This window comes from Terriglobales bacterium (assembly GCA_035691485.1).
GTDB lineage: Bacteria > Acidobacteriota > Terriglobia > Terriglobales > Acidobacteriaceae > JAIQGF01.
Genome location: DASSIZ010000035.1, coordinates 1 through 5,730, shown reverse-complemented (window position 1 = coordinate 5,730; position 5,730 = coordinate 1). Strand labels below are relative to the sequence as shown.

Annotated in this window: 5 protein-coding genes; 1 reads left to right on the top strand and 4 read right to left on the bottom strand. The window is 61.8% G+C overall.

Annotation, left to right across the window (positions count from 1 at the left end; all coding sequences use genetic code 11):
- Nucleotides 1-275 precede the first annotated feature (275 nt).
- Entirely contained in the window at nt 276-647 is a 372-nt protein-coding gene (locus VFI82_04655; GenBank protein ID HET7183950.1) for a cupin domain-containing protein, read from the bottom strand.
- A gap of 2 nt (nt 648-649) precedes the next feature.
- Nucleotides 650-1,888, bottom strand: coding sequence for an MFS transporter (locus tag VFI82_04650; GenBank protein HET7183949.1), 1,239 nt, complete (start codon nt 1,886-1,888; stop codon nt 650-652).
- 210 nt (nt 1,889-2,098) lie between these two features.
- Here VFI82_04650 and VFI82_04645 point away from each other — a divergent pair, with 210 nt between their 5' ends.
- Complete coding sequence (locus VFI82_04645) at nt 2,099-3,655, top strand: thioredoxin domain-containing protein (protein ID HET7183948.1); 1,557 nt, start codon at nt 2,099-2,101, stop codon at nt 3,653-3,655.
- 413 nt (nt 3,656-4,068) lie between these two features.
- Here the strand turns inward: VFI82_04645 and VFI82_04640 are convergent, their stop codons facing one another.
- Nucleotides 4,069-4,674: a hypothetical protein gene (locus VFI82_04640; GenBank protein ID HET7183947.1), complete on the bottom strand. Its 606-nt coding sequence runs from the start codon at nt 4,672-4,674 to the stop codon at nt 4,069-4,071.
- Between the two features lie 85 nt (nt 4,675-4,759).
- Nucleotides 4,760-5,203, bottom strand: a complete 444-nt coding sequence (gene tnpA / locus VFI82_04635; protein HET7183946.1) for an IS200/IS605 family transposase — start codon at nt 5,201-5,203, stop codon at nt 4,760-4,762.
- Between the last annotated feature and the right edge of the window lie 527 nt (nt 5,204-5,730).

The window sequence follows — 5,730 nt, the reverse complement described above, 5'->3', positions numbered from 1 at the left end:
CCGTGGGTCAGCGTCCCAAAAATCTCTCGAGCCCCTTCAGGGCCGGCACGCCGTTCCACGAGGGCGTCAGCCCGAGGTGCACCCGGCTCCGTCATTCAATTTTCAAAACTGCTTTATGAGCAATGTCATCCTGAGCGAGGGTGCACGCCCGAGTCGAAGGACCCCTACACCGTCCGCACCGCGCAACCGCCGACAGGCATTCCAATCCCTGAACAACCCTGTCATCCTGGGCAAAGCTCAGGATCTATGTTTTAAAAATGGATGAGTGAGCGCCGTCAGACTCGCTCCAGCACTTGCAGCGTCCGCTCGTTGCGCACGTTGCCGGTGTTCAGCGTCGACTTCGGCTCCAGCAGCATGACGTGCACTTCCTCGTCCGCGATCGGCATGTGCTCCACCCCGCGTGGCACGATGATGAACTCGCCCGGCCGCACTTTCTCCTCGCGCTCGATCCCGCGCTCGCGAAACTTCATGCGCATGGTTCCGCGGATCACCAGGAACAGCTCGTCCTCGGCGTCGTGATGATGCCACATGAACTCGCCCTTGAATTTCACCAGCTTGACGTAGACATCGTTGACCTCGCCCGCAATCTTCGGCGACCAGTAATCGGAAAATTGCGCCAGCTTGTTCTCTACGTTCACCACTTCCATCGCTATCCCTCCGTTTCCGCCGTCACCGGCGACGGCGCCTCACCCCGCTTGCTGTACCCGATCACCGTGATCACCGCCAGGGCCACTGCCGCGGTGATGAACAACCGCCGGATCCCCAGCACCTGCGCCAGGTAGCCGGAGAGCAGCAGGCCGGTAACCTGCGCCACCGAGATCAAGGACATGAAGCTGCTGCTCACCCGCCCGATCATCGCGTGCGGCGTCTCCTGCTGCATCAGCGTCTGCGCCGGCACAATCACGAACGCGATCGCCAGCCCCAGCCCGAACAGGCTCACGGCCGCCATTGTCCGGTTCGCAAATGTCCCCAGCAGGCCCGTGGAAAAACCGAGCGTCAGCAAACCCGCGATTACGATGTCTTTCTTCGACCTTTGTTTCGCGAACCGCTGCACCGACTGCGTTCCCAGGATCAGTCCCACGCCGATCATCGTGCTCACCAGGCCGTACAGGAACGTTCCGCCCTTGAGCATGTCGCGCACGTAGATGGAGATCAGCGGGCTGAAGCAGCTCAGCACGAACATCGCCACCACCATCGCCGTGACCACGAACGCCAGGTACGAGTGCGTGAAGATGAAGCGATTGCCGCTCGAAAACTCCCTCAGGAATCCCTGCACGCTCTTTCCCGATGGCCGCGGCGGGTTGATCACCAGCGTCCCGACCATCATGGCCGAGAACACGAAGCTCGCCGAATCCAGGTAGAAGCACGGGTTTTCGCCCAGCCACGCGATCAACGCGCCGGCGAGCACCGGGGACAGCAAACGCACGGTATAAAACGCCTGCGCCATCATGGCGTTGGCCGCCAACAGTTTCTCCATCGGCACCAGCGTGCGTACCGTTACCGACTGCGCCGGCCCGAAGAAGCTGGAAAATGCGCCCAGCGCCGCGAAAATCGCGCAGATTTGCCGCACGTCGGTTGCGATCACCGCCAGCAGCACCAGCGCGGCGCGCGTCAGGTCGCTCGCGATCATTACCCGCTTCACGTTCCAGCGGTCCACGAATACTCCCGCCAGCGGCCCAATCAGCGCCAGCGGCAGCATGTAGGACACCATCACGAAGGTTACCTGCACCGCGTTGCCGCGCCAGCGGAACGTGATCAGGCTGATGACGCCGAACAGCGCCAGGAAGTCCCCGAAAATGGAAACCAGCTGCGCCAGCCACAGCTTGCGGAAATCCGGCTGCTGCAGTATGGCGCGCATGCTCCCCACCGGTTTTGCTGCGCTTGCCATGTGAGTATCGTTCGCGGTTGGACTGCTCTGGCGAGTGCGCTCATTCTACTTCCGACTGGGCCGCGCGCAGAAGCAATTTGGGATGAATCCGGCGCGCGGTTTACACGTTTGGACCCGAGTGGACGAGAGGCCTTCGAGACCACCGCGCACCCAGCCACTAGCCACCAACCCCAAACCACTAGCCACTTGTTAGAATGTTCCCAGTTCCCCGTGCGTCGTTCCATTACATTCGCGCTCACTCTTCTGGGTCTGTTTGACTCTCTCTACCTGACGTGGGTCTATGCCTCGCCCGCGCATGCCATGGTTTGCCTGGGCAGCGGCTGCGACGAGGTACGCGCCAGCCGCTTCGCGCACATCCTGGGGCTTCCGACGCCTCTCTACGGTGTCGCCATGTACGGCACGCTGGCGCTGCTCCTGTTGCTGGAACCGCTGGTGCCGCCCGCCACCGCCGCTTTGTTCCGCCAGCTCTTTTCATTGATCGCTGCCCTTGGCGTCGCCGCTTCCCTCGTGCTCACCCTCATCGAGGCCTTCGTCATCCATGCCTGGTGCGCGTGGTGCGTGGTCTCGGCGATTGCCATCGCCTTCATCTTTCTTTTGTCACTCTCGTTTCTCCGCTCGCGCTTCGACGATTCCGCCCAGTCGCGTTCCACACTCATCAGCCACGCCCTGGTGCTGGTGTTTGCCATCGCGCTGGGCGCTCGCGCCTTCACCTGGTTGCAGCGGCACGCCGAAGCCCAGGTGCAAGCCGCCGAGCCGAGCGCCGCCGACATTGCCGAGCGGCTGGTGCGCGCCGACAGTCACGGCGCTGGAAATCCCCAAGCTCAAGTGACCTTGGTCGAATTCGGCGACCTGCAATGTCCATCCTGCGCCGCCGCCGAGCCGGAATTGCGGCAGCTGCGGCAGCAATACGGCGACCGCGTCCGCTTCGTCTTCCGCCAGTTTCCTTTACCCCAGGTTCATCCGTACGCTCTGCACGCCGCCGAGGCCAGCGAGTGTGCCGCCCAGCAAGGAAAATTCTGGGAGGCGGTGGAACGTTTCTACGGAGCCAACGGCGATCTGAAGGACGACTCGCTGGAGCGCTACGCCGACGAACTGGGCCTCGATACCGCGCAATTTCACCAATGTCTTACGACCCATGCGACGCGCGCGCTGGTGCAGCGTGACACGGAAGACGGCCGCGTGCTCGGAGTGCGCGGCACGCCGACATTTTTTCTTGGCCGTAACCGCATCGTCGGCGCGCCCGAGAAGTCCAAATTTCAGGCATTCCTGAACGAGGCCCTGGCTGCCGCAGATTCTGTTCCAAGTACCGGTTCATCAGCCTCCGCAAACGGCCAGCCGAAAACATCAGCGAACTCGGCTGTGCCCTCCGGTTCCAATCCTTTCCTCAATGTGGCCGGCAACTCCATCGACTGCTCCGCCGACGCTCCCAAGGGCCCGGAACCCGCGATGGTCCATACCGCCGAAGCGGCGAAGTTATATCGCGAGGGAGCTCGCTTCGTGGACGTGCGCTCGGGCGAGGATTTTAGCCAAGCTCACATCCGGGGTGCGGGCAACATTCCTTTGCTGGAAGCGCAGCGCCGCGCTACCGAATTGCCTCGCGACAAGACCATCGTCCTTTATGAGGCGGGCAGCGGCGGCAACAACGACGTCTGCGCCGCCAGCCGCGCCGTGGGACGCGTCCTGCTCGGCCATGGCTACAACAAGGTTGTCGTCTACCAGGACGGGCTCGCCGGGTGGCAGAAACAGGCGCTCCCCACCGATCGCTGACCGTATGTGTAGCGACGGAATCTTATTCCATCGTCTACGCACTACACTGTGAGCAGCTTACTGTTTCAGAGGCAAAGCTCGAATTAATTTCCTAAGCGCGTGACCGGGAACTGCATGTGTAACGGCGGAATTTATTCCAGCGAACAATCAAAAATAACCGGGATATGTTTGCCCGGTCGGAAACGGCCGGGCATTGAATCACCCACCAACCCAGCGCGAGCGCAGCGCGCCCGGCACGCTGTTCCAGCCCAACGGCGTAAGCCTTGGGGGAAAGCCCCAGGTCTAAACCACCAGCCCGAGCCACGAAGGGGCGAGGCCGGCACGATTTTTGCGAGGCCGCCAGCCCCAGCAAAACAATGCCCGGCCGTTTCCGACCGGGCAAATTTGTGTTCTCACGTTTACCAAATCTGTTCTTACTTTGCCGGCCGCTTCTGCAATCCCGATGAACGTGCTGCCGCCGGACGCATGGTCAGCGGCTGTGCCAGCTTGTAGCTCAACTGGGTCTCGGCGGGGATTCCCTGCTTCTTGCCGGTAAGCACCTGTGCTCCTGCGCCGGCGCCACCGCCCGCCAAAGCTCCGATGGCCGCGCCTTTTCCGCCGCCCAGCAGCGCTCCCAGCACTGCGCCCACGGCTGCGCCTCCACCGACGTATTTCGCGGTGCGGGTATTGGCGCCCAAACCAGAGCTGCCGGTGCTTTTGCCGCCGCCGGCTGCCGACAGATCATAGCGGCGCCCGTTCACCGTCACCGAGCGCAGATCCAGCAACATGTCCTTGCCGTCGTTGGTCGCGGTGGCAACCAGCCGTGCATGACTGCCGCGCGGAACGACGACCGCCCCCGAAGTTCCCGGAACGTCATCGCTGACCGTCGCGGTATAAACCGCGCCCGCAGTCGGATGCGCGGGTACGGCGGTGTCGGTACGGACCTTGATTTCAGTCCCTTCGCCAATCGTGGACACCTGCGCCCATGCCGACACGCCGGCAAGCAGCAGGAAAATCGTGAGTAGCTGTAGTTTCCTCATAACCTTGTCTCCTCCCAAATCACACCAATCGTTAGGTACCCAGATGCCGCCGCCCGATAGCGGGTGGGCTGCAGCCACTCCCGGCTCAGCCCAATACGTGTTCAGAGGTAAAAGGGATTTGGTGGCGGCGCAGAAGCGCGAGAAATTCTTCTCGAAAATCACGCCGGCGATGGTGATCTCCCTGTTCGCGAATATACTTTGCGACTTCATTCACGTTGGAGCTGCTCACGCTGAAGCTGCCATATCCCTGCTGCCATGCGAACAGATGACCCTGTTCGTTCATCCATTTTGAAGAATTTGCCTTCAGTGCGCGAATGATCGCCGCCACCGAGAGCTTTGGCGGCAAGCAGAGCAACAGGTGGACATGGTCTTCACCGCCCCCAATCGCAAGCACCTCGATGCCATACTCGCGCGCTATGCCGGCGAGGTAAGTCCAGAGTAGTTGTTGTACCGGTGCTTTAATCCAGGCACGGCGGCCCTTCGTTCCGAATACAAGATGGACGTAGTTCCGCGCGTAAGCGTGCGCCATGCCGCGAATTCTAAGCTGCGGCAAGCTCGCTGGAACCGTCTATCAGCGGAATAACTACATGTCGTTCGGATATGGGAATGCCAGGCGCGTGGCCCGCGCGTTGTTCAGCAGAACCTGCATACGGACGGACCTCCGTTATCATTTTCGGTCGGTCGAAGATTCCCGTAATAGATTGAGACACCAACGTTCACCACCCCAGCGCGAGCGCAGCGAGCCCGGCACGTTGTTCCAGCCCAACGGCGCAAGCCTTGGAAAAAACGATTCAGGCGGCCCAATCCAGCGCGAGCGCAGCGAGCCCGGCACGCTGTCCCAGCCCAACGCGTAAGCCTTGGGGAAAACGATTCAGGCGGCCCAACCCAGCGCGAGCGCAGCGAGCCCGGCACGTTGTTCCAGCCCAACGGCGTAAGCCTTGGGGAAAAGCCCCAGGCTAAACCCCCAGCCCGAGCCACGAAGGGGCGAGGCCGGCACGATTTTCTTAGCCAATGCGCCGGCTCGGGTTGGGCAACAAAAAACTTCCGAATAAACTG